At 69.2% G+C, this 21,824-nt stretch carries 20 protein-coding genes; 3 read left to right on the top strand and 17 right to left on the bottom strand.

The features are described from left to right. Positions 1 to 18 precede the first annotated feature (18 nt). Positions 19 to 996, top strand: coding sequence for an NAD(P)H-binding protein (locus AU195_RS03660; RefSeq protein ID WP_059157705.1), 978 nt, complete (start codon positions 19 to 21; stop codon positions 994 to 996). 23 nt (positions 997 to 1,019) lie between these two features. Here the strand turns inward: AU195_RS03660 and purF are convergent, their stop codons facing one another. The 12 genes from purF to AU195_RS03600 all read right to left on the bottom strand — a co-directional run bounded on the left by purF (position 1,020) and on the right by AU195_RS03600 (position 15,588). Continuing rightward, complete coding sequence (purF, locus tag AU195_RS03655) at positions 1,020 to 2,555, bottom strand: amidophosphoribosyltransferase (protein ID WP_059157704.1); 1,536 nt, start codon at positions 2,553 to 2,555, stop codon at positions 1,020 to 1,022. 103 nt (positions 2,556 to 2,658) lie between these two features. Then, positions 2,659 to 3,051, bottom strand: coding sequence for a sterol carrier family protein (locus AU195_RS03650; RefSeq protein ID WP_059157703.1), 393 nt, complete (start codon positions 3,049 to 3,051; stop codon positions 2,659 to 2,661). 162 nt (positions 3,052 to 3,213) lie between these two features. Then, a complete protein-coding gene (locus tag AU195_RS03645) occupies positions 3,214 to 3,858 on the bottom strand; it encodes an Rv0804 family intramembrane glutamic endopeptidase (RefSeq protein WP_059157702.1) in 645 nt (214 codons plus the stop codon). After that, the gene (locus AU195_RS03640) at positions 3,858 to 5,615 is read right to left on the bottom strand and encodes an alpha/beta hydrolase (protein ID WP_059157701.1); all 1,758 of its coding nucleotides are present in this window, start codon (positions 5,613 to 5,615) and stop codon (positions 3,858 to 3,860) included. Before AU195_RS03640 ends, AU195_RS03645 begins: the two co-directional genes overlap by 1 nt. Beyond that, the gene (gene purL / locus AU195_RS03635) at positions 5,612 to 7,897 is read right to left on the bottom strand and encodes a phosphoribosylformylglycinamidine synthase subunit PurL (protein ID WP_172800462.1); all 2,286 of its coding nucleotides are present in this window, start codon (positions 7,895 to 7,897) and stop codon (positions 5,612 to 5,614) included. Before purL ends, AU195_RS03640 begins: the two co-directional genes overlap by 4 nt. 33 nt (positions 7,898 to 7,930) lie before the next feature. After that, positions 7,931 to 9,163, bottom strand: coding sequence for a cation:proton antiporter domain-containing protein (locus AU195_RS03630; RefSeq protein ID WP_059157699.1), 1,233 nt, complete (start codon positions 9,161 to 9,163; stop codon positions 7,931 to 7,933). 118 nt (positions 9,164 to 9,281) lie between these two features. Further along, positions 9,282 to 11,708 carry an alpha/beta hydrolase family protein gene (locus AU195_RS03625; protein ID WP_286149116.1) on the bottom strand — a complete coding sequence of 809 codons (2,427 nt, stop codon included), beginning with the start codon at positions 11,706 to 11,708 and terminating at the stop codon, positions 9,282 to 9,284. Positions 11,709 to 12,262: 554 nt separating this feature from the next. After that, on the bottom strand, positions 12,263 to 12,610 hold the full coding sequence (locus tag AU195_RS03620; protein ID WP_059157697.1) for a VOC family protein: 348 nt from the start codon (positions 12,608 to 12,610) through the stop codon (positions 12,263 to 12,265). Positions 12,611 to 12,625: 15 nt separating this feature from the next. Continuing rightward, positions 12,626 to 13,885: a M18 family aminopeptidase gene (locus AU195_RS03615; protein ID WP_059157696.1), complete on the bottom strand. Its 1,260-nt coding sequence runs from the start codon at positions 13,883 to 13,885 to the stop codon at positions 12,626 to 12,628. Between the two features lie 87 nt (positions 13,886 to 13,972). Then, the gene (gene purQ, locus AU195_RS03610; protein ID WP_059157695.1) at positions 13,973 to 14,647 is read right to left on the bottom strand and encodes a phosphoribosylformylglycinamidine synthase subunit PurQ; all 675 of its coding nucleotides are present in this window, start codon (positions 14,645 to 14,647) and stop codon (positions 13,973 to 13,975) included. Beyond that, positions 14,644 to 14,883: a phosphoribosylformylglycinamidine synthase subunit PurS gene (purS, locus tag AU195_RS03605; RefSeq protein WP_059157694.1), complete on the bottom strand. Its 240-nt coding sequence runs from the start codon at positions 14,881 to 14,883 to the stop codon at positions 14,644 to 14,646. The genes purQ and purS overlap by 4 nt, the downstream gene beginning before the upstream one ends. A gap of 36 nt (positions 14,884 to 14,919) precedes the next feature. Further along, a complete protein-coding gene (locus tag AU195_RS03600; RefSeq protein ID WP_059157693.1) occupies positions 14,920 to 15,588 on the bottom strand; it encodes a hypothetical protein in 669 nt (222 codons plus the stop codon). Positions 15,589 to 15,633: 45 nt separating this feature from the next. On the opposite strand from AU195_RS03600, the gene AU195_RS03595 reads away from it, so the two are divergent. Further along, positions 15,634 to 16,287 carry an MBL fold metallo-hydrolase gene (locus AU195_RS03595; protein ID WP_059157692.1) on the top strand — a complete coding sequence of 218 codons (654 nt, stop codon included), beginning with the start codon at positions 15,634 to 15,636 and terminating at the stop codon, positions 16,285 to 16,287. 11 nt (positions 16,288 to 16,298) lie between these two features. Here AU195_RS03595 and AU195_RS03590 read toward each other — a convergent pair whose 3' ends face one another. The 5 genes from AU195_RS03590 to AU195_RS03570 are packed head-to-tail and all read right to left on the bottom strand — an operon-like array spanning position 16,299 to position 21,169. Then, positions 16,299 to 17,003, bottom strand: a complete 705-nt coding sequence (locus tag AU195_RS03590) for a DUF2334 domain-containing protein (protein ID WP_059157691.1) — start codon at positions 17,001 to 17,003, stop codon at positions 16,299 to 16,301. Between the two features lie 59 nt (positions 17,004 to 17,062). After that, positions 17,063 to 17,560, bottom strand: a complete 498-nt coding sequence (locus tag AU195_RS03585; protein ID WP_059157690.1) for a glutathione peroxidase — start codon at positions 17,558 to 17,560, stop codon at positions 17,063 to 17,065. Beyond that, a complete protein-coding gene (locus tag AU195_RS03580) occupies positions 17,553 to 18,137 on the bottom strand; it encodes a TetR/AcrR family transcriptional regulator (protein ID WP_059157689.1) in 585 nt (194 codons plus the stop codon). Before AU195_RS03580 ends, AU195_RS03585 begins: the two co-directional genes overlap by 8 nt. Before the next feature lie 30 nt (positions 18,138 to 18,167). Further along, the gene (locus AU195_RS03575; RefSeq protein ID WP_059157688.1) at positions 18,168 to 20,279 is read right to left on the bottom strand and encodes a S9 family peptidase; all 2,112 of its coding nucleotides are present in this window, start codon (positions 20,277 to 20,279) and stop codon (positions 18,168 to 18,170) included. Then, positions 20,276 to 21,169, bottom strand: a complete 894-nt coding sequence (locus AU195_RS03570; protein WP_059157687.1) for a phosphoribosylaminoimidazolesuccinocarboxamide synthase — start codon at positions 21,167 to 21,169, stop codon at positions 20,276 to 20,278. The genes AU195_RS03575 and AU195_RS03570 overlap by 4 nt, the downstream gene beginning before the upstream one ends. 31 nt (positions 21,170 to 21,200) lie before the next feature. Here AU195_RS03570 and AU195_RS03565 point away from each other — a divergent pair, with 31 nt between their 5' ends. Then, entirely contained in the window at positions 21,201 to 21,818 is a 618-nt protein-coding gene (locus AU195_RS03565) for a hypothetical protein (RefSeq protein ID WP_059157686.1), read from the top strand. The last annotated feature ends 6 nt before the right edge of the window (positions 21,819 to 21,824 follow it).

Below are 21,824 nucleotides of genomic sequence, written 5' to 3'. Positions count from 1 at the left end.
ACCGAACGGAGATCTGGCGTGGCTGACAACATCCGGTGCTTGGTGACGGGCGCGACGGGCTACATCGGCGGTCGACTCGTCCCCGCACTTCTCGACCGGGGCCTGCAGGTCCGCGCGATGGCTCGCACCCCCGGCAAGCTCGATGACGCGCCGTGGCGCGCGCAGGTCGAGGTGGCGCAGGGCGATCTGACAGACCGCGACTCGCTGGTCGAGGCCTTCGATGGAGTGGACGTCGTCTATTACCTCGTGCACTCGATGGGCACGTCGAAGAACTTCGTCGCCGAAGAGGCCGAGTCGGCCCGCAACGTGGTGGCCGCGGCCGAGCAGGCCGGGGTCCGGCGGGTGGTGTACCTCAGCGGCCTGCACCCCGAGGGTGTCGAGCTGTCGCGGCATCTGGCCTCGCGCACCGAGGTGGGCGAGATCCTCATCGACTCCGGAATCGAGACGGTGGTGCTGCAGGCCGGCATCGTCGTCGGATCGGGGTCGGCGTCGTTCGAGATGATCCGCCACCTGACCGACCGGCTGCCGGTCATGACCGCGCCGAAGTGGGTGCACAACACCATTCAGCCGATCTTCATCGACGACGCCCTGTACTACCTGGTCGAGGCCGCCACCGCGGTGGTGCCGACATCGCGGACATGGGACATCGGCGGCCCCGACGTCCTCGAGTACGGCGATGCCATGCAGGTCTACGCCGACCTCGCCGGGCTGCGCCCCCGCCGGTTCGTGGTGCTGCCGTGGTTGACGCCGACACTGGCCAGTCGCTGGGTCGGCCTGGTCACACCGATCTCGTCGGGCCTGGCCCGGCCGCTGGTCGAATCGCTGGAGTGCGATGCGGTCGTGCACGAACACGACATCGACGCGGTGATTCCGCCACCGCCGGGCGGGCTGACCGGTTACCGCGACGCGGTCGCCGCGGCACTTCGGCAGAACGGCACCGCGGCGAGCGGCGGCAGGCGTCAGCTGTTGCGGTTCAGCCCCGCGGTAGCCCAGTAGGAGCCGTCAGGGCCGGGGCGCCGTCAAGGACGCCTGAGCGCCGAGGCGTTGTCGTTGTCGACCTTCTCCAGCGGGATCCCGCTGCGGGCGGCCGTGGCGAGCATGTGCTCGATGACGTTCTTGCCCAGTGCGGACTCGCCAGGCAGCTCGATCGGGTACTCGCCGTCGAAGCACGCCGAGCACAGCCGCGACGCGGGCTGTTCGGTCGCCGCGATCATGCCCTGCTGCGAGATGTAGCCCAGGGTGTCGGCGCCGATCGCGCGGCGGACGGCGTCGAGCATCTGGTCCTCGTCCTCGGCGCCGTTGGCGATCAGCTCCGCGGGCGTGGCGAAGTCGATGCCGTAGAAGCACGGCCACCGCACCGGCGGGGAGGCGATCCGGACGTGGACCTCGACGGCGCCGGCCTCGCGCAGCATCCGGATCAGCGCCCGCTGGGTGTTGCCGCGCACGATCGAGTCGTCGACGACGATCAGCCGCTTACCGCGGATGACCTCTTTGAGCGGGTTGAGCTTGAGCCGGATGCCGAGCTGGCGGATCGTCTGCGACGGCTGGATGAAGGTGCGACCCACGTAGGCGTTCTTCATCAGGCCCTGGCCGTACGGGATGCCCGAGCCCTGCGCGTAACCCACGGCGGCGGGTGTGCCGGATTCGGGGACGCCGATCACCAGATCCGCCTCGACCGGCATCTCGCTGGCCAGCCGGCGGCCGATGTCCACGCGGGTGGCGTGCACGGACCGGCCGGCCAGGGTGCTGTCGGGCCGGGCCAGGTAGACGTATTCGAAGACGCACCCCTTCGGGGTGGGGTTGGCGAAGCGGGTGGAGCGCACGCCGTCGGCGTCGATGGCCAGCAGCTCGCCGGGTTCGATGTCGCGGACGAACGACGCGCCGACGATGTCGAGGGCGGCGGTCTCCGATGCCACCACCCAGCCGCGGTCCAGCCGCCCCAGCGACAGCGGGCGGACGCCGTACGGGTCGCGCGCGGCGTAGAGGGTGTTCTCGTCCATGAAGGTCAGGCAGAACGCGCCACGCACGGTCGGCAGCAGTTCGAGGGCCGCCTGTTCGACGGTGGCGTCGGCGGCGCCGTGGGCCAGTAGCGCGCCGAGGATGTCCGAGTCGGTGGTCGCCGCGCCGGGGGTGCGGCCGTTGATCAGCCCGGCTTCGCGTGCCCGGGCGGCGAGTTCGGTGGTGTTGACCAGGTTGCCGTTGTGGCCGACGGCCACCCCGGTGCCTGCCAGGGTGTTGCGGAAAACCGGTTGGGCGTTCTCCCACGTGGTCGACCCGGTGGTCGAGTAGCGGCAGTGCCCGATCGCGACGTGTCCGTGCATCGCGGCCAGCGTCGGCTCGTCGAACACCTGGCTGACGAGGCCGAGATCCTTGAACACCAGAACCTGCGACCCGTCCGCGACCGCGATGCCCGCGGCTTCCTGGCCACGGTGTTGTAGCGCATAGAGGCCGTAATAGGTGAGCTTGGCCACATCCTCACCGGGGGCCCAGACGCCGAAGACGCCGCATTCTTCACGGGGATCGTTCTCGGGCTCGATGTCGTCGTGGCCGCTCACGATATGGCTGCTCCCAAGGGGCTGTGGGTGACGTGTCTGAGTCTACGGGCCGTATACCCGGTTATGGGAATCGGCGACGTGTCTTGAAACACCTATTTCGCGGTTACATTCCCGGGGTCACGACGGGGAGCCAGGTGGCCAGTTCAGCGGCACGGGACCCGGACAGCTGCAGAGCACCGCTCGCCGCCGCCTCGTCGAAACCCAACAACCCGGTGGCGACCAGCAGCCAGGTGCGCGGATCTGTCTCCACGACGTTGGGTGGATTGCCCCGGGTGTGGGTGGGTCCCGCGATGCACTGCACGGCGACGAACGGTGGCACCCGGACCTCCACACTGGCCCCGGGGGCGAGCCCGGCCACGGTGCGGGCGGTCAACCGGACCGCCTCGGCGATCCGGGTGCGGTCGGGGGCCGGCGCGGTGTCGTCACGCAGCCAGTCGACGACGGCCGACACCGCCGCGCGGGTCTGCGCCGGGTCTGCCGTGCGGCGGGCTGCCATACCTCAGTGTCGCAAAGTGGCCAGTCGCCGCCGTCACCCGCCGTACCGGGTGGCGAGCGCGGTCGCGATCGTCGCGGTTTGCGTTGTGGCCGCAGCCATCTCGATGCAGTTCCGCGGAGATGTCGACGAGCGGGTCATGCTGACGCTGTTGTGGCCGCACCATCATTCCTTGACCGCGCCGACGCGGCGCAGACGTCGCTGGGCGGCCAGTGCCGCGAGCGCACCGGACTCGTTGAGCGCAAGATGCGCGAGCATCGGGGCGGCCAGACTGCCGGACCGCTCCCCCAGCCACGCGAACACCCAGCCCGCGACCCCGGTGGTGAGCACAGTGCCTGCCAGTGGTTCCCCGGCGGCGCGCGCGTCCGCGATGTGCGAGAGACCGAAAGCGACCGACTGCAGCAGCCGCCCCCGTGTCGGTCCGAACGCCGCGGCGCCGAGGTGCCCCAGCACCCCGCGGTAGGCCACCTCCTCGGCCCACACCGTGCCCAGTGGGATGCGCAGCATCAGCCAACGCGACGGCGCCGCAGGCAGATCCCGCGTCGTCATCGCCGTGCGGACCCCGGGCACCGCGCTGGCCGCGGCGACGCCCGTGCTCACCAGGGCTGCGGCCACCCCGCCGGTGCGCAGGCCACTGCGTAGTGCCGGAGGGCGCAAGCCCAGCGGCGCGTCGGCGGCGACGGCCAGCGCCGCACTGAATACGCCGTGCACGACAGCGGCCCACCGTTCGGGCAGGCGCGGACTGACCAGACCGCTCAGCGTGACCAGCACGGCGGCCAGCGTCAGCGCCGTTGTCTCGTTGCGGCGCATCAGTATTCGGGACCGCCGGTCTTCTGCAGCACGCTCCGGATGCGCTCGGTGTCCCCCGGGCTCCACCCGGGTGGCGGTGCGACCGCCGCCCAGCCGTCGAGCACGGAGTCGCCGTAGTTGTGTCCGTGTCCGCCCGGCATGCTCGACGCGTTCGTCATGTCCGCGCTCACCTGCCAGAACGTGATGATCGGATACCAGCGCATCGAGGAAGTGCGGTCGTGACCCGGCGGCTCGCGCAGCCAGTCGGGGCGGGCGGTGAGCAGATCCGGTGAGTACCAGACGATCGGGTCGGACGCGTGCTGCAGGAACAACACCCGGGTGCCCTGCCACGGGGCCTGTGTGTCGCCGGCGATCTCGGCCGGATCGGCCGCCTGGGAGAACCGCACGGTGCGGCCCCCGTCGTAGCGCGGTTCGACCTCCGGCGTGCCGGGGTCGCGGCGCTCGGTGATCGCCTTCCACAGCGGGCTGGCGTTGGGCGGCCCGACCCACAGCACGGACGAGAAGCCCATGTCGGCGATGTCGGGCAGCCACGCGAACGCGGCCTGTCCGGCCATGGAGCCCAGACTCTCGCCGTAGAGAACGAGTTTCGGGCGCTGCTGCGGCGGCCGTTCTGACCACCGCTGCTGCACCGCGTCGATCAGCATGCGCCCCGACTCCATCGACCGCTGCTGATCGCCGAGGAACGAAATCCAGCTGGGCAGGTACGAATACTGCATCGCCACCATGGCGGTGTCACCGTTGTACATCAGCTCGATCGCGCGCGCGGCCACGGGGTTGACCCACCCGGTGCCCGTGGTGGGCACGATCACCAGCAGTTCGCGGTCGAAGGCCCCGGTCCGCTCGAGTTCACTGAGCACCACGGCGATTCGCTGTTCGTCGGTGTCGGCGGTCTGCAGACCGGCGTAGACGCGGATCGGCTCTTGGGCGGGCCTGCCGTTGACCCGCTGGAGTTCCTGCGCGTCCGGTCCGCTGGCGACGAAGTTGCGACCCTGGTACCCGAGGCTGTCCCACGACGCGAACGATGATGGGCTGCCGGATCGTTCGGGCTGGTCGGGCTGTCCGACGCCCTCGCGCGTCGTGGTGTTCTGCGGCTGGAAGACGCGGCTGGCGCCGGCGAGGAACCCCCGCAGCAGTACGCCGTTGATCAAGGTGATCAGCAGGACGACGATGACCGCGGTGCCGATCAGCAGCGCCATCTCGTCGCTCAGCCGCCACCGGCGGATGAGCCAGCGGGCCAACGTCTTGATGATGTCGAGGACGACGCGGCTGAGCGCGACGCACACTCCGCCCGCGAGCGCCGAGACCACCAGCACACGGAGGTAGCCGGACGTGTCCGGGCCCGTCAGGCCCATCTCGGCCGAGACCTGCCGCTGCCAGGCGGCGGCGGGCACGAGCATCAGGAGGCAGGCGGCGACCGCCAGCCCGACGATCCCGGCCTTGAGCGCGTACAGCGTCCGCCGGGACGGCGGCCACCCGGATCGACCCCGTAAGACGAAACGCGACAACATCTTCGAGATGAAGACACCGATGCCGTATCCGATGGCGGCGTTCAACCCGCCGATCAGGCCTTGGAACAGCCAGCCGCGCGGGAGCAGCGAAGGGGTCAGGGACAGGCAGAAGAACAGGGCGCCGACGGCGACGCCGGTGAAATCGAGCCGGATCAGGCCCCAGGCCCAGACGAGCAGGGGATGACGCCACGGGCGTTCGGGGGTGTCGGTGACGGTGTCACCGGCGGTGTTGTCGGTCTGCGCTCTCACCCGAACAGTCCGGGCAGCACGCCCTCGGAGGTGGTGCGCAACTCCGCCAGCGGCACCGTGAACTGGCCCTGCACCTCGATCGCGTCGCTGCCCGGGTCCACCACACCGACACGGGTGGCGGGCAGGCCGCGGGCTTCGCACATCGAGGTGAAGCGGCTCTCCTCGGTGCGGGGCACCGCGACGAGCACCCGCCCCGCGGACTCGCTGAAGAGGAACGTGAACGGGCCTGTGCCGTCTTCGAAGTTCTCGGGGATCAGGACACGGCAGCCCGTCTCGCCGGCCAGGGCGGCCTCGACGACCGCCTGGATCAGCCCGCCCTCGCTGAGATCATGTGCGGCGGAGATCAATCCGTCACGGGATGCGGCGGTGAGCACGTCGGCGAGCAGCTTCTCCCGCTGGAGATCGACCTTGGGGGGAAGACCGCCGAGATGTCCGGCGGTGACCTGCGCCCAGATCGAGCCGTCGAATTCGTCGCGGGTGTCGCCCAGCAGGATCAGCGTCTCGCCCGGTTCGGTGCCGAGGCCGGTCGGGATTCGCCGCCGGACGTCGTCGAGCACCCCGAGCACCCCCACGACCGGCGTCGGCAGGATCGCGGTGGTGCCCGTCTGGTTGTAGAAGCTGACGTTGCCGCCGGTGACCGGAATGCCCAGGGCCACACAGCCGTCGGCCAGGCCGCGCACCGCCTGGCTGAACTGCCACATGACGCCCGGATCCTCGGGGGACCCGAAATTCAGGCAGTTGGTCACCGCGACGGGGGTGGCGCCGGTGACCGCGACGTTGCGGTAGGCCTCGGCCAGCGCGAGTTGCGCGCCGGTGTACGGGTCGAGCGCGGTGTAGCGGCCGGATGCGTCGGTCGAGACCGCGATGCCGCGGCCGGTGGCCTCGTCGATCCGCAGCACGCCGCCGTCGGCGTGTTCGGCGAGCACGGTGTTGCCCCGCACGTAGCGGTCGTACTGCTCGGTGATGTAGCCGCGGCTGCACAGGTGGGGGCTGCCGACCATGGCCAGCAGGGTGGCGCGCAGTTCGTCGCCGGTGGTGGGCCGAGGCAGGTCGGCGGAGGTGTCGGCGTTGAGCGCGTCCTGCGTGTCGGGCCGGGTGACGGGCCGTTCGTACACCGGCCCCTCATGGGCGACGGTGCGCGGCGGTACGTCGACGACGGTCTCGCCGTGCCAGGTGATCACGAGCCGGTCCCCGTCGGTGACCTCGCCGATCACGGTGGCCAGCACGTCCCACTTGCGGCAGACCTCGAGGAACGCGTCGACGTTGTCGGGGGTGACCACCGCGCACATGCGTTCCTGCGACTCGCTCGACAGGATCTCGGCGGGTGTCATGTTGGCCGCGCGCAGCGGGACCTGGTCGAGGTCCACATGCATCCCGCCGTCGCCAGCGGAGGCGAGTTCGGATGTGGCGCAGGACAATCCGGCCCCACCGAGGTCCTGGATGCCGACCACCAATCCTGCGGCGTAGAGCTCGAGGCAGCACTCGATGAGCACCTTCTCCATGAAGGGGTCACCGACCTGCACCGAGGGCAGCTTCTTGCGGCCGGGGCCCGATCCCTCGTCGCCACCGAAGGTCTCACTGGCCAGCACCGATACGCCGCCGATGCCGTCGAGCCCGGTGCGGGCGCCGAACAGGATGATCTTGTTGCCCGACCCCGAGGCGAACGCCAGGTGCAGGTCTTCCTTGCGCATCGCGCCGACGCACAGCGCGTTGACGAGCGGGTTGCCCGCGTAGGAGGGGTCGAAGACGGTCTCACCGCCGATGTTGGGCAGGCCGAGCGAGTTCCCGTACCCCCCGACGCCGCGCACGACGCCGTCGAGCACCCGCTTGGTGTCGGGGGCGTCAGCGGCGCCGAAGCGGAGCTGATCCATCACCGCCACCGGGCGCGCGCCCATCGCCATGATGTCGCGGACGATGCCGCCGACTCCGGTGGCCGCGCCCTGGTACGGCTCGACGTAGGAGGGGTGGTTGTGGGACTCGACCTTGAACGTGACCGCCCAGCCGTCGCCGATGTCGACCACCCCGGCGTTCTCACCGATACCGGCGAGCATCGTCGAGCGCATCGCCTCGGTGGTGGTCTCCCCGAAGTAGCGCAGATGCACCTTCGAGGATTTGTACGAGCAGTGCTCGCTCCACATCACCGAGTACATCGCCAGTTCGGCATCGGTGGGCCTGCGGCCGAGGATCTCGCGGATGCGCTGGTACTCGTCGTCCTTGAGGCCCAATTCGCGGAACGGTTGCGGCTGGTCGGGGGTGGCTGCGGCACGCTCGACGGTGTCCAGCGTGGGGGCAAGCTCCTGCGTCACGCAGACAGTCTATTTCCCCGGGCCGGTGTGCTCCGCGTCGCGGGACGCCGGGTACCGCGTGGCGTAGGCGTGAGCGACGGCGGGTGCGGCCGCGCCGTGCAGGATGACGCTGCCCAGAACGCACAGCACGACGACCAGGCCAACGGTGTGTTCGTCGGATCCGTCGAGCACGTTGAACGCGAGCAGGCCGAAGACGATCGTCGTGGTTCCCCGTGGCCCGAGGCCGCCGACGAGCAGGCGTTCGGGCGGTTCGAAGCGGGTGCCGAGCATGCCGATCAGGACCGGGACGATGCGGACGACGGTCAGCGCCAGCAGGCTGAACACGACGGCGCCGAGGGTGACGCCTGCCTCGAAGATGGCCACGGCGGCCACCCCGAAGGCGAACCACATGCCGACCGTGAGCAGGAAGCCGACGTCGTCGACGAGTTCGAGGTCGCTGTGGAGGTCGTCGGAGTGCCGCAGGTATTTGAAGGCGATGCCGCAGACGAACGCCGACACGAAGCCGTTGCCGTCGATGGCCAGGCTCAGGCCGAAGGCCAGCAGCGGCGCGGCGACGAGGACCAGGCGGTTGGATTGGTGGGTGGTCCAGCCCCGCTGCTGGGCGGCGTTCGCCGCGAGCGCGAGGAGGGTGCCGACGAGGAGGCCCACCAGGATGGCCTTGGCGGCCTGCGGCACCGCCGCCTCGATCGCCTGCAGCGGGGTGTCGGCGCGGGTGTCCTGGTCGGCGAGCACCAGAGCGAAGATGAACAGCGGCGAGACGATGCCGTCGTTGTACCCGGCCTCGACGTTGAGCAGATCGCGCACCCGCTCGGGCACCCGCCGGTCACGCAGGATCGACGACACCGGCGCAAAGTCGATCGGTACGACGATGCAGGCGATCACCAGGAGCACCGCCCACGACGAACCGGGCAGCAACCAGAGTCCGAAGACCAGGGCGGTGGCGATGCCCAGGGGCAGAGCCACGAACAGGATGCGCAGTGCGGCCTTGGGCTCGTAGCCGAAGAGTCCGCCGCGCACGTCGGTGGCGTCGACGAAAAGCAGGATGGCCAAGATGATCTCGGCGACGTGTTCGGCGATCTCGGTGTTGAGGCCGTCCGCCACCCGGTCGGAGGTGGCGAGACCGATCACCACCCCGGCCAGGACGATCACCATGGGAGCGGTGACGCGCCAGCGCTCCATGCGCCGGGCCAGCACCCCCCACCCGGCCAGCACGGCGGACACCGCGATCAGCGACAGCAACACGACGGCGATCTTTCCAGGCGGCGTCGCGTTCGCGACCCGAGATGCGACAAGGCCTCCTGCCGGTCGACTCTGTCCCCCACAGAGTCGATGGCAGGAGGCCTTGGGTCTCGGGAGGCGGCTAGGCGGCCGGCTCGGTGCTGGTGTTGTCCGTGTCGTCGTTGTCGACCGTGGTCGTCTTCGACGGCGGTGTGAGGGCCTTCTTGATGCCGTCGCGCAGATCGTCGGCGGCGTCGTTCAGGCGGTCGCCCACCCGATCGATGGACCGCTCGATGGCCTTCGAGAACTGGCCGCCCTTGATCTGCCCCCCGTTGGTGACCTTCTGGTCGTCGCCCTTGGGGGCGGTGGCGTTCTCACCGTCGAGGACGTCCTTCGGAGCGTCGCCGGAGGTGTCCGCCGGCGGAACGTCGGACGTGATCTCACCGGCGGTCTGGCCCGGCTGCGCGGCGCCTGCAACCTTCAGCGTGGCCTCGATGTCCTCGTTGTCCACACCGGTCCTGGCCTGCTCCGACGTGACGGTCACGTCGGCCGGCGCACCGGGCAGATCGTCGAGGGCGCCGAGCAGCGCCTCGTTGATCCGTTCGGTCAGGGCCCACAAGCTGTCGCGGAACGCGGTGACGTTGCCCGCCGCGTCCGCCGGCAGGGCATCGCGAAGCCCGTAGAGCGCCGGGTCGGCGATCCACAGCGGGGCGTCGACGGTGTTCTCGATGAGATCCGCCAGCGCTTCCGGGCCACCCTCGGCGAGGGCCGCCAAGCGTGTCGGTCCCAGCACCGTCGCGGCGAGCAACCGAAGTCCGCTGGCGCTGAGGCCTTCAGACACGTCGAACGCGGAATCCACGGGGCTGGTCGGCGGGGTGTACTCCACCGGCGCCTCACGCTCGAAGGCGATGTTGAGCGTCCGCGCCAGCGTTTCGCCGAGTCGCGTCAGCGGATCGTCGGAGCCGCCCACCGACGGTGCCGCGGCAGCCGCCAGCGCGCTGGTCGAATTCAGATCCGGCAGGCCGAGATTGCCGCCGATGATGCCGGCCAGGTCGGGGAAGGCGTTCAACAGATCCGGCAGCTCGGCGGGACCGGTCGGCAGACCGAGCAGACCGGCAATGATCGCCAGCGGGTTCGGGCCGGCCAGCGGTCCTCGAACGCCGGGGATGCCGGTGAAGAAGGAGTTCCGCACACCGGCGGCGAACGCCGTGACGAGGTCCTCCGGCACCCGCTCCCACTCAACGCCTTCAGGGAGGGTGAGGAAGGGTGCGTACTCGCTGCCGAAGTTGCCGCTGAAGTCGCGGGGATACGGATCGAGCGGGTTGGTCATGTCCTGGGTGACGTTGGTGTAGCCCAGGTTCACCAGGATCTTCAGCGCCGGTTCGATCGCGTCGGCGAACGGGTTGGTGAAGCCGAACGCCCCGCCGGTGAACAGGTTGGCGATGTCGGTCGGATACCGGAAGGGCTCCAGCAGCGGCAACGCGTCGGACTCGACGGTGAAGAACAGATTGAGGGCCTCAAATCCCTCAGCTGGAATGTCGATGCCGGGCAGCAGCCCTCCGACGAGCGCAAGCACCTGTGCTCGAGTCAGAGGTATCGATCCGAGGGGGGAGGAAACTGTCAACCCATCGCCGATGATGCCGGAAGCCAAGTTGCCGGCAACACTGCCGAGTAGTGGCTCGAGCACGTCCGGAAGCGCGCCGGTCAGATCGGCGCCCCGCAGGATGTAGGTCGGGAACAGGAATGCTGCGCCGTTGTTGGCCAGCGTGAAGGGGTTCGGCCAGGCCGCGAAGTCGGAGAGCGGGTCGTATTCCACGGTGCCGTCGACTTTGATCGGCACCAGCACGGCACCGCCGTCGGTCTCCACGTCCACCTCTGGCGTGACGACGCTGTTCTGGCCGAACAGCCCGAGGATCGGGTCGAGCACCGGCGCGAAGCGCGCGGCGATTCCACCGTCGGCACGTCCGGGGTTGCGCAGCAGGATCAGCGGAAGGATGGTCAGGCTCGTTCCGTCCGGAGCTCCCTCGGCCGTGCCGCCGGGCTGATTGGGCAGATCGGCAACCACATCGGGATAGGCCATGCCGGTCGCCAGCGAGCCGAGACCGAATGCGATCACGATCGGGACGCGGAGGTTCACGAGTTCCAAAGGCACCGAAACCGGGAGGCCGAACACCGTAGTTCTAAGCGCCGTGTCGATCCCGCCGTACGGCGTGCCGTTGATCTCGTCGGCGATCGCGCTGGGGAAGGCCGGCACCCAGAACGGGTTGAGCCCGAAGAGTGCCAAGGCCCCGAACGGCGGACCGGTGGTGATGACGTTGATCGGCAGTTCGACGCCCGGCAGACCCGGAATCGTCGTCGGAATCGGCAGCAGCTCGTCGAGGCCGGGAACGTCGAGACCGAGCGCCTCGAGCAGGAAGCCGAGGTTCGCGTCTTCGAACGCGGCGCGTTGGGTCTCGTACGCGCGTACTTCAGACGCGGTGGCCGCTGCCGCAGCCGACGGAGCCGTCAAGCCCATCGTCAACGCGGTTGCCGTGACCGCCGCACCCCCCGCGACGGCGGCCTTCCTCATGCAATTCCGGGCCGCTTTGCGCCGAAGCCTCGCCATACCGTTTCCCTCCCAGCAACGTTTCGATGTTGTGTGAGGAAAATAACACCGATTATCAAGATCATGAGATGCGGCTGAGTTTTTCCTGAGAGATGGTTGCACGGTCAACTACGACACCTCGTGGCCGCAGCGCGTACCAGCAACTTTCCATCGAAATCACCGGTGATCTTGTCGAAATCCCGAAGTGACGGGTCCACACCGTTCCAGACGGGAGGGACTCCGACGATGACGCACACCTCATCGATGTATACGCAGTTCAACGGCATGCCGAGCCTGCGTACCACGGGCTCCTCGGTCGCCGTCGAGCTTGGCGGCGGTCCGCAGGGAAGCCGCTTCGATCGTCAGAAGTTGTCGCCGTAGGCAATATCCAGCGCTTGATGGGGCTTTCGCCAGAGCGGCGCGCTTGTGCACGCGCCGGCGGATTACCGCCTGAGAACTGCCACCGCCTCGGAAACCGAATGGAGCATGCGTGACCAGACAGTGATATCGACAGCTAATTCGCACAGCTCACAAACGCGTCACGCGCTCCCGATGCAGAACGCGTTGCCGGCCGGATCCGCCAACACGACCCAGCTGAATTCGTCCCCGAAGCTGTGCCTGCCCGTCTCCGTCGCACCGAGGCCGACGAGGCGCGCCACCTCCGCCTCGACGTCCGCGGCGGTGAAATCGACGTGCACGCGGTTCTTCCCCGGCGTCACGTCCGGCACCTTCTGGAAGGCCAGCCGCGGCCCACTCTCGCGCACGACGACCACGAACTCACCGGGCTCGAAGGCACTGACCTCACCGCCGACCGCCGCGGCCCACCATTCGGCCAGGGCATCGGGGTCGGTGCAGTCGAAGGTGATCATCTCCACGGTCATCGCCATGGCGCCGACGATAGATCAGGCCGGTGACAGAAACGCCTGCAGCGCCGCGGAGTACGCCGCCACATCGTCCGCACCCATGAGCTCCCGTGCCGAATGCATGGCCAACTGCGCCGCACCGACGTCCACGGTCGGAATCCCGGTGCGCGCCGACGTCATCGGACCGATCGTCGATCCGCACGGCAGGTCGGCGCGGTGCTCGTAACGCTGCATCGGCACCCCCGCCTGTGCACAGGCCAACGCGAACGTCGCCGCCGTGCGCCCGTCGGTGGCGTAGCGCAGGTTGGGCTGGACCTTGAGCACCGGCCCGGCGTTCACCTCGATGAGATGCCCGGGCTCGTGCCGCTCCGGATAGTTGGGATGCGTCGCGTGGGCCATGTCGCCCGAGGCGACCACCGAGCCGGACATCCGGCGCAACAGGTCCTCACGCCGCCCGCCGGCCGCCAACGTGATCCTTTCCAAAACCGTTGGCAGTAGCTCGGATTGGGCTCCGTGGTCCGATGTGGAGCCGACCTCCTCGTGGTCGAACAGCGCCAACACCGGCACCACATCACGGGGCTGAGCAGCCAACAGCGCCTCCAGTCCCGCGTAACACGTCGCCTGATTGTCCAGCCTCGGCGCGCTGACCATGTCGCGATCGGCGCCGACGAGCGTGGACGGTGCGAGGTCGTGGGTCATCAGGTCGGCGGCGAGCACGGCGTCCTCGGCGACTCCCGCCCGGTCGGCGACGAAACCCAGGAAGGACCCGGGCGATCCGCCCACCCCCCAGACCGCGTTCACGTGCCGCTGCGGATCGAGGCTGACTCCCTTGCGGTCCTCGGAGAGGTGAATCGCCAACTGCGGCACCCGAAGGAACGGTTCGTCGATACGGATCAGCCGGTGCTCGATCGTGTCACCCACCCGGATCGACAACCTGCCGCTGATGCCGAGGTCGCGATCCAGCCAGGAGTTCAGCCACGCCCCGCCATAGGGCTGCAGAGCCACGATGCGCCATCCGGACACGAACCGGTCCGGGTGTTGTTTGACGCGCAGATTTGGGCTGTCGGTGTGGCCGCCGACGATGCGGAACGGCGCCCGGGAATCGTCACCGGCCCGCCACGCGACCAGAGAGCCGGCCCGCACGGTGAAGTAGTCACCGGGCGCCGACGGCCACTCGTCGCTCTCGGCCAGTTCGGTGAACCCGGCGTCACGCAATCGGCTCGCGACGGTGTCGCACACGTGGAACGGCGAGGGCGAGGCGTCGATGAAGTCGCACAGGGCTTGGGGGCTGGCCGGCATCTCTTCATCTTGACGGCCGCAGGGCCGGTCCTGCCACCAGGGTCGGTCTTCTCAGGCGAAACCGTTGCCCCGCCGTCGAATACCGACCTAGACCGTCAGCACCGCGTCGAGCGCCGAGTAGAACAGCCCGAGCCCGTCGTCGGACGGACCGGTGAGCGCCTCGGTGGCGTGTTCGGGGTGCGGCATGAGGCCGACGACACGCCCGTTCGCCGAACTGATCCCGGCGATGTCACGCATCGACCCGTTGAGGTTCTCCCGGTAGCGGAACACCACCCGGCCCTCACCTTCGAGCTCGTCGAGCACCTTCTCGCTGGCGACATAGCGGCCCTCCCCCGACTTCAGCGGGATCAGCAGGTCCGCGCCGTCCTCGTACCGCGTCGTCCACGCGGAGGTGTTCGAGGCGACCTGCAGCCACGTGTCACGGCAGATGAAGTGCAGACCGATGTTGCGGGTCAACGCCCCGGGCAGCAGCCCGGCTTCGCACAGCACCTGGAAGCCGTTGCAGATGCCCAGCACCGGCATGCCGCCCTCGGCGGCGCGGATGACCTCACCCATCACCGGTGCGAACTTCGCGATCGCGCCCGCCCGCAGGTAGTCGCCGTAGGAGAAGCCGCCGGGCACGATGACCGCGTCGACACCCTTGAGGTCGGCGTCGGCGTGCCACAGGCTGACCGGCTCACCGCCGGCGAGCCGCACGGCGCGGGCTGCGTCGATGTCGTCGAGCGACCCCGGGAAGGTGATCACCCCTACGCGTGCGCTCATGCGTCCTCCCTCGTCACCGACCAGTCCTCGATGACGGTGTTCGCCAGCAGCGATTCGGCGATCTCGGCCACCGTCTCATCCGTGACGTCGCCGTCGATCTCCAACTCGAATCGTTTGCCTTGCCGGACATCTGAGACACCCGTCACACCGAGACGCCCCAAGGCCCCGACGATCGCCTGACCCTGGGGGTCGAGGATCTCGGCCTTGGGCATCACGTGCACCACCACCTTCGCCACGACGACGACTTTACCGGTGTCGCTGCACTTCGCCGTCTACCGGCATGAGCCGATGTACGCGGTGCACAGCGGCGCGCTGAGCGCGTCGAGCACGAAGGCGTCCGGCACCGGACGCCAGGTGACCGACGGCTGGGCCGTGGACCACAGCGCGAGTTCGGCGACGGTGCTGTTGCGCGGGTCGACGACGAGGTACTGGTGCAGCACCGAGCGGTCGGATGCGCTGACGACCGCCGCCATCCGGTTCAGCTCCGCGGTCGTCATCGACGGTGAGGTCGACGGCGCGGTGCGCTGACAGGCGCGCAGCGCCGCGACCGCGTCGTCGAACGCGGCGGCCGCGAGCTGGCCGCCCCGCCACGTCTCGCCGCGCCAGTGCATGACCTGAGCCTGTAGGGACCACTGGCCGTCCGGCGAGGTGACCGCCGCTTTGGCCGCGACCGCCGTGGCGCGGGGGTCCTCGGTGGCCGTCGTGGAGGTCGCGCACGTCTCCTCGAACCGGAACCGGGGTGTGACGGCGGTGACCGACAGGGCCGACAGGTTCGGCCACCGATACACGTCGTACAGCGGTATCGAGGTCGGTGCCATCCACGCCGAATCGGGAATCCGGTCGCAATTCGGCGGACAGTCCATCGGGTTCGCGGTGGCCACGGCCGGTGTCACCAACGCCAGTCCGCAACTCGCCAGCACCGCCGCAACCAGCAACCGCATCCGAACCCCCACCACCGGCCCCCGCCTGAGCGCCACAATATAGCCATGCAATTGACCCATTTCGGGCATTCGTGCCTACTCGCCAGCTTTCCCGACGGTTCGGCGTCCGAGACCACGGTTTTGTTCGATCCGGGCGTGTTCTCCCACGGATTCGAGGGCATCACGGGGCTGTCGGCGATCCTGATCACCCATCAGCACCCCGACCACGCCGACGTCGACCGCCTACCGGCGTTGCTCGACGCGAACCCGCAGGCAGCGCTGTACTGCGATCCGCAGACCGCCCAGCAGCTCGGCGGTTCGTGGCGCGCGGTGCACGCCGGGGACGAGTTCACGATCGGCCATCTGTCCGTGCGCGGGGTCGGCGGCCACCACGCGATCATCCATCCGGACTTGCCCGAGATCGACAACATCTCGTATCTGGTCGGCGACGGGGACCATCCGGCCCGGCTGATGCACCCCGGCGACGCGCTGTTCGAGCCGGGCGAACCGGTCGACGTGCTGGCCGCACCCGCGGCGGCGCCGTGGATGAAGATCTCCGAGGCCGTCGACTATCTGAGGGCCGTCGCACCCACCCATGCGGTGCCGATTCACCAGGGCATCATCGATCCGAGCGCACGCGGGATCTTCTACGGGCGCTTGAGCGAGATGACCGACACCGACTTCCGGGTTCTCGACGAGGAGAACGGCACCGAATTCTGAATCGCGGCGCTCTAGGCGGCCTCGCGCAGCGCGGCGCGCGGCTCCCACCGGTACACCTGCGGCACGCACCGATGCATCAGCGCGAGGTCGATCGCGTCGAGCACGGCCCGCCGCGGCCCGATGCGGCCGAGATGCTTGGCCGAGACGTTGAGCCGCACCGTGCCGGCGCGCCGGGCGGTCCGCTCGGCCGTGAGCACCACGGTGCGGCACCACCACGGCTCGGTCAGGAACCCGGCGCCGACACCCACCACGCGCGCCCGCACCGTCGTTCCGCGGACCAGGTCGGTCACGCCGCTGAGCCCGGCGAGCACCCGGAACCCGTTGCGCGGCAGAGCGATCGCGGTCCCCTGCGACACCATCCAGCCGGGCGCTGCGAACAGCCTGGTGCGCAGCCCAAGGTGCTCGAGCACCCGGTCGGCGCCCATCAGCCGCAGATTGGCCTCGTGCGCGGCGAGCGAGGCGAACTCGCTGCGTCGCTTCTTGGTGGCCGCCTCGTCGAAACCGTGCAGCACGATCGCGTCCCCCTCCGCCCGCCGGTCACGCAGCCAGTCGACCGTCGATGCGTCGCGGTCGAGCCGGTATCCGCCCTTGAGGCGCGGGGCCACCAGGAACGACACCGGCACACCGCGGGCGTCGAGTTCGGCGCGGAACCCGGCGACGTCGGCGAGCGTGCGAGCACTGACGTGGGAGATCGAGAGGATCAGTTGTCCAGCCACGCGTGCAGCATGACAACCCGAGATGTCTCGACGGTTGCCGTGACGTCGACGGCAGCTGTCTAGTTGGGCAGCACGGCCTCGATGGCGGAGACGACCTCGGGGGCGTCGGGTTCGGTGCGCGGCCGGAACCGGTTGACGACGCGGCCGCCCGGCGCGAGCAGGAACTTCTCGAAGTTCCACTGCACGTCGCCGGCCTCGCCGCTGCTGTCGGGGGTCTGGGTCAGTTCGGCGAAGAGCGGGTGGCGGTCCGGGCCGTTGACGTCGGTCTTGGCCAGCAGCGGGAACGTCACGCCGTACGTGGTCGAGCAGAAGGTCTGGATCTCTTCGGCCGTGCCGGGCTCCTGACCCATGAACTGGTTGCACGGCACACCGATCACCGTCAGTCCGCGGTCGCCGAAGTCCTGGGCCAGCTTCTCCAGCGCGCTGTACTGCGGGGTGAGCCCGCACTTCGACGCGACGTTCACCACGAGCACGGCGCCGTCGGCGAGCTCCCGCAGCGACGTCGAGGTGCCGTCGAGTGTGTTGAGTTCGATGTCGAGCAGGTACGACTCAGTCATGCCCGGACGCTACCGCACCCGGCTCACCGGCGAACAGCATCGTGGCGGCACGCTCGATCTGGGCGAGCGGATCGCCTTCGGTGGCGATCAGGTCGTTGAGCCACAACATGATGAAACCGTGCACCAGCGACCACGCCGCGAGTGCCGCACCCTCGGGATCGGACTGCGACCGGGCGTCGGTGAGCGTGGCGACGCCGCGGGCGAGCTCGGCGCCCGCCGCCGCTTTCGCCTCGCGCAGTTCGGAATTCGCCTCGTCGATCAGCGACTTATCGAACATCACCTCATAGTGGCCGGGGTGGTCGAGCGCGAAGCGGACGTAGGCGCTCGCCGCGTTGAGGAAGTCCGGTCGGGCACCGGCCAGTGCCTCGGCGAGCATCCACCACCCCTGGGCGGCCAGCGCCGTGAACAGCCCGCGACGGTCGGCGAAGTGGTGGGCGGGCGCCGCATGCGACACCCCGGCGGCGCGGGCGAGTTCCCGCAGCGAGACGCCGTCGGCACCGCGTTCGGCGACGAGTTCGGCGGCCTGCGCGAGGATCGCCGACTTCAGGTCGCCGTGGTGGTAGCTCGACTTGGCCACCCCGCCATCCTAGTCGCGTCTTGACAGTGTCTAGTTGTCCGTGGCGTAGGTGTCGGGATCCGCCGTGGCGAGCACCCAGGCGTACTGGAACGCGGCTTCCTTCCACCGCTCGTACCGGCCACTGATCCCGCCGTGGCCGGCGCTCATCTCGGTCTTGAGCAGCACCGGATTGGCGTCGGTCTTCGCATGCCGCAGAGCGGCAACCCATTTCGCCGGCTCGACGTAGTAGACGCGAGTGTCGTTGAGCGAGGTCATCGCCAGGATCGGTGGATAGTCCTTGGCGACGACGTTCTCGTACGGCGAATAGGACTTCATGTAGTGGTAGACGAGCTCGTCCTCGAGGGGGTTGCCCCACTCGTCCCATTCGGTGACCGTCAACGGCAGCGACGGGTCGAGGATGGTGGTCAACGGGTCCACGAACGGCACCTGCGCCAGGAACCCGGCGAACAGTTCGGGCGCCAGATTGGCGACCGCCCCGATCAACAACCCGCCCGCACTGCCTCCGAGCGCCACCAGATTCTGCGGTCGCGTGGTGTCGGTGGCGATGAGATGTCTTGCCACGGCGATGAAGTCGGTGAAGGTGTTGCCCTTCTCCAGCAGCTTGCCGTGCTCGTACCACGGGCGGCCCAGTTCCCCGCCGCCGCGGACGTGGGCGACGGCGAACACCATGCCGCGGTCCAGCAGCGAGAGCCGGGCGATCGAGAACCGCGGGTCCTCACACGACTCGTAGGCGCCGTAGCCGTACAGCAGGGTGGGCGCCGGAAACTGAAGGCCCGCACGGTGAACGATGGAGATCGGCACCCGGGCGCCGTCCGGCGCGATCGCCCACTCCCTCCGTTCGACGTAGTCCTCGGGCCGATACCCGCCGAGCACCGGCTGCTCACGCAGCAGTGTCCGCTCCCCCGTCGCGAGGTCCAGGTCGTAGATCCGCACCGGGGTGACGAAGGACGTCGCTGCGATACGCAGTTTCGGCGCATCCCAGTTCGGGTTGCCGCCCAGACCCGCCGAGGTCAGTTCGGTGTCGAAGGTGATGTCCTCGGCGCGCCCGTAGGAGCCGTCGGCGCCCAGCGGCCACAGCTGGATCTTGGGCAGCGCCTCTTCGCGGTAGCTCAGCACGAGGTGACCGGCGAACGCGTCGACCGCGTCGAGCCGTACGTCCTCGCGGTGCTCGATGAGCGTGCGGGTCGCGGTGGGATCGGTCACCGGCGCATCGACGAGCGCGAAGTTCTCCGCACCGTCGTTGTGCATGATGAGGAACCGGTCCTCACCGCCGAGCACCGCGTGTTCGACGGAGTACTCGACCCCGTCGCGGCGCGGCCACACCACGGCGAACTCGGCGTCCGGATCGGCCGCGTCGGCGTACCGCACCTCCGAGGTGACCGCGCTGCCCGCGGCGATGATCAGGTATTTGTCGCTGCGGGTGCGGCCGACGCCGAGCCAGTACTTCTCGTCGGGTTCGTGATACACCCGCTCGGCAGGCAGGTTCGCGCCCAACCGGTGCCGCCAGACGGTGTCCGGCCGCCACGCGTCGTCGACGGTGGTGTAGTACACGGTGCGGTTGTCGGCGGCCCATGTGGCGCCCGCTCCGATACCGACGATCGTGTCGTCGTACTGCTCACCGGTGCGGAGGTCACGGAAGCGCAGCGTGTACCGCTCGTCGCCGACCGTGTCGATGGAGTAGGCCAGGATGTTGCCGTCGATGCTCACGGTCGCCGCCCCGAGCGCGAAGTACTCGTGCCCCTCCGCTTCGACGTTCTCGTCGAGCAGGACCTGCTCGCCCGGGATGGTGGTGTTCTCGTCGAGCAACGGGGGTGTCCAGTCCGCGGGATCTGCCGCGGGGCAACGGCAGTGGACGCCGTACTGCTTGCCCTCGAAGCTGCGGCCGTAGTACCACCAGTCCCCGCGCCGGGTCGGCACCGACAGGTCGGTCTCCTTGGTGCGGGCCTTGATCTCGTCGAAGATCTTCTGCCGCAACTCCGCCAGATGAGCCGTCCGCTTTTCGGTGTGGACGTTCTCGGCCTCGAGGTGCGCGAGCACCTCGGGATCGGATTTGTCGCGCAACCACTCGTAGTGGTCGATGAACACGTCTCCGTGGTGTTCGCGGCGGTGTTCGACACGCTTGGGCTGCGGCGCGGCGGTCATGCGCTCGCCCCGATCCAGGCGGTGAAGCTCAGGCCCGAAATACGTTCGTACGCTTCGATGTAGCGCGACCGGGTCGCGTCGACGATCTCCGCCGGAAGCGGGGGCGGTGGCTGATCGGCGGCGCGGTCCCAGCCGGACTCCGGACCCGTGAGCCAGTTGCGGACGAACTGTTTGTCGTAGCTGGCCTGGCCCTCACCCTCGCGGTAGGCGTCGGCGTACCAGTACCGCGACGAGTCGGGGGTGAACACCTCGTCGGCGAGGACGAGTTCACCCGACTGGTCGACTCCGAATTCGAACTTGGTGTCGGCGATGATGATCCCCTTCGTCAGCGCGTGCTCGGCGCCCTGGGTGTAGATCTGCAGCGTGCGATCCCGCAACTGTTCGGCCCGCTTCTCCCCGACCAGGCCGACGGTCGCGGCGTAGTCGATGTTCTCGTCGTGTGCGCCGAGTTCGGCCTTGGACGCGGGGGTGTACAGCGGTTCGGCGAACTTGCTGGCCTCGGTGAGGCCGGGCGGCAGCGTCAGCCCGCACAGGGTGCCGGTCTTGCGGTAGTCGATCAGCCCGGACCCGGTGAGGTAGCCGCGCGCCACACATTCGACGGGCAGCATCTCCAACCGGCGCACCACCAGCGCCCGGCCGAGCACCTCCTCGGGGATGCGGGGGTCGTCGGGTGGGCCCGCGAGGTGGTTGGGCGTGTCGAGGAGGTCGAAGAAGAACACGCTCATCGCGGTGAGGATGCGGCCCTTGTCCGGGATCTGCGAGGACAGGATGTGGTCGTAGGCCGAGATGCGGTCGGTCGCGACGAACAGCAGGTGCTCGTCGTCGATGCGGTACAGCTCGCGAACCTTGCCGCTGGCCAGATGCTGGTAGTCGGACAGAGCGGGGCGCATCGGGCCAGCCTATCGGGCAGCATCTACACACATGACTTCGCGGTTTGTGCCCTATGCCACCACCCCAGGCCGGTTGTTCGGTCAGCTGATCAGCGACATCGTCATCGCGGTGTGGGTGCTGATCTGGCTGTTCGTCGGGATGGCCGTGCACTCGGCGGTGGCGACCATCGCGCAGGTGGGACGCCAGGTCGAGGACGGGGCGAACGGCATCGCCGACAACCTCGAGTCGGCGGGAGACCAGACCAACGATGTTCCGCTGCTCGGCGACGCGCTGCGCGGTCCGCTCAACGCGGCGGGCGAGGCCGCACTCGACATCGCCAACGCCGGCCACAACCTCGACACCACCGCCTCGTGGCTGGCGTGGGTGCTGGCGCTGGCGGTCGCGTCGCCGCCGATCCTGGCGGTCGCGATGCCGTGGGTGTTCCTGCGGGTGCGGTTCATGCGCCGCAAGTGGACCGCGATCACCTTGGCCGCCACCCCCGCCGGTCAGCAGTTGCTGGCGCTGCGGGCGCTGGCCAACCGCCCGCTGGCCAAGCTGGTCAGCGTCGACGCCGACCCGGTCGGGGCGTGGCGCAATCAGGACGTCGCCGCGATCCGGGGACTGGCGTCGCTGGAACTGCGGGCCGCCGGCATCGCCCGCCACCTCTGATCCTGG

This window comes from Mycobacterium sp. IS-1496, assembly GCF_001499995.1.
Classification (GTDB): domain Bacteria; phylum Actinomycetota; class Actinomycetes; order Mycobacteriales; family Mycobacteriaceae; genus Mycobacterium.
The sequence above is the reverse complement of the archived record's forward strand: the minus strand, read 5'-3'. Positions and strand labels throughout refer to the sequence as shown.